The sequence below is a fragment of the Bartonella sp. AC329YNZD genome (genome assembly GCF_042196685.1).
GTDB lineage: Bacteria > Pseudomonadota > Alphaproteobacteria > Rhizobiales > Rhizobiaceae > Bartonella.
The window spans coordinates 1-2,230 of record NZ_JBHIQS010000062.1 but is presented as its reverse complement, the minus strand read 5'-3'; the positions used below and the strand labels follow the sequence as shown (position 1 = coordinate 2,230).

At 35.4% G+C, this 2,230-nt stretch carries 1 protein-coding gene, 1 tRNA gene and 2 pseudogenes; 2 read left to right on the top strand and 2 right to left on the bottom strand.

The window, feature by feature from the left end; genetic code table 11:
* Positions 1-185: 185 nt before the first annotated feature.
* Together ACFIMW_RS09150 and ACFIMW_RS09145 are read left to right on the top strand one after the other, a co-directional pair.
* Positions 186-1,229, top strand: a complete 1,044-nt coding sequence (locus ACFIMW_RS09150; protein ID WP_375608877.1) for a tyrosine-type recombinase/integrase — start codon at positions 186-188, stop codon at positions 1,227-1,229.
* 245 nt (positions 1,230-1,474) lie between these two features.
* Positions 1,475-1,564, top strand: a tRNA-Ser gene (locus ACFIMW_RS09145).
* A 115-nt stretch (positions 1,565-1,679) separates the two neighbouring features.
* Here the strand turns inward: ACFIMW_RS09145 and ACFIMW_RS09140 are convergent.
* Positions 1,680-2,033: pseudogene (locus ACFIMW_RS09140) on the bottom strand (helix-turn-helix domain-containing protein); the annotation flags it as partial.
* 65 nt (positions 2,034-2,098) lie between these two features.
* A pseudogene (locus tag ACFIMW_RS09135) lies at positions 2,099-2,230 on the bottom strand (DNA adenine methylase); the annotation flags it as partial.

Sequence of the window (2,230 nt, the reverse complement as noted above, 5' to 3'; positions counted from 1 at the left end):
CGAGCTTTAAGAGAAGCAAAAAAGCAAAAATGCGAACTCATAGAAATCAAACCTACCGGTGAACTGCTTATCTATCTTAAAGCAGATATTCCAATACCAAACTCAACAGCACACCCAGACACACTTTTAGATTTGTCAAAGAATGAATATTACGAAATCGCACTCTCTAAGATGTAAAATTGATCATGCCAAAACCACGCCCCCCTCATCTCGTTAAACAAATTACCCAACATGGCAAAATCGTATGGTATGTACGTATTGGTCATGGAAAACGTATTAGAATACGCGGAACTTATGGAACACAAGAGTTTGTTGACAACTACAAAAGCGCACTTGCCGAATTACAAGGCATAATCCCTCCAAAACCGAAAATCGGCAAACTGATTGAAGGGTCATTTGCATGGCTGCTTAAACAATATTTTAATAGTGTTAATTGGCATAGCTACACTAAAGCTACAAAAAAACAAAAAGAACTCATCCTTATGAAGGTATGTGATACCATAGGAAACATTCCATACCGAGCAATTGAAAAAAAACATATTATAGCTGGTGTTGAACGCCGCAAAGAAATGCCAGCAGCAGCTCAAAATTTTTTGAAAGCACTTAATGGACTTTTTAAATGGGCAATTGAACAAGATCTTTTAGAAAGTAACCCAGCTTTAGGCGTTAAAAAACCCCCTCCCAAAAACAAAAATGGCTTACCCACTTGGATAGAAGAAGACATAGAAAAATATTATCAACATTGGTCTGTCGGTACCCATGAACGTGTTTGGATTGATGTTCTTTTGTATACGGGCTTGCGTCGTGGTGATGCTGTTCGCATTGGTTGGAAAGACGTAAAAGATAATATCATTCATCTCAAAACAGAAAAGAGCCAATTTAAAACAGATGTTTTTCTTCCTATTTTACCAGAACTCGCACAAACCCTTAAAACTGGTCCTATTGGTGACGAAACATTTATTTGTGGTAAAAAAGGTACAAAATTTACCAAGGAAAGCTTTGGACATGCGTTTTTAAAAGCATGTACCAAAGCATGTATCAAAAAATCAGCGCATGGTTTAAGAAAATTAGCAGCAACACGCGCAGCTAACTCTGGTGCAACGGTCTCACAATTGAAAGCACTTTTTGGCTGGACAAATGATGCTATGGCATCTCTTTACACAAAGAGCGCAGATCGTAAAAAGCTCGCAATAGAGGCAATTAAAAAACTTCAAAAAAATGAGGGATAGAGGCAAAAAAATATAATAGAATCAATAATCTTTAAATTCCCTTATATTAGACATAACTATTTTATTTTACTTGCTTTTTATTTGCCAGAAAGAATTACCATATTTAAAAATAAAACGATTAGGTAACACTCTCAAAGAATTAGCTTATGGAGAATTATTTTTATTGAAACTTAAAAAACACTATAGAAAGCGTATTAAAATGATTGACCTTTTACAAGAAGTTTGTCAAAAAGCATATCTAGTTTGGAGGGGTGGCCGAGCGGTTTAAGGCACCGGTCTTGAAAACCGGCGTGCAGGAGACTGTACCGTGGGTTCGAATCCCACCCCCTCCGCCACAGCACTTTTATGGCGCTATAACTTTTTGATTTTATATGACTTTTTTAAAGGTTCGGGATAAATAAATAAAGGTTCGGGAATAGGATTTTTACACTTTCCTTTACAAAATGCATTCTTTTTGCCAGCTTTCTCTAATAATTTTTTTAATAGTTCTAAATCTTCTTGTGAAATAATGTTTATCAGTCTAGAAAACATACCAACAGTTTCACATCTGAAAGTATCAGAAGGCTTTATAATAAAACTTTTGCGACAAGAATCCGACTCTCTTCTCAAAATTTCTGCTACCTCTTGATCTAAAGCATAGAGTTCAATTATCTTTTCCTCCAATCCTACAGGAACAGATTTTTTGCCAATTTCTACAGATGATAAAAATGCTACAGATATATCTAATTTCTTAGCCATATCTAAGAGGCGTTCGGAGTGATCAATGCGAAGTTTCCGTAAAATTTTACCAAAAGATGTAACCATATAAAAAGTCCTATTAGAGAAGAAATATTTTCTTCTGATTCTAACAAATCTTTTTATGATTTTCTTCAATTATTACGAATCAAGAGTTCTTTTCGGGGTGGTTTTTTAGCAAAACCAGAGGTCCAAAGGGTCTCAACTTCTAAAAAGTCAAAATCCTTAAAGATCTCTCGAACCGCATCACAATCATTCAGACTCAA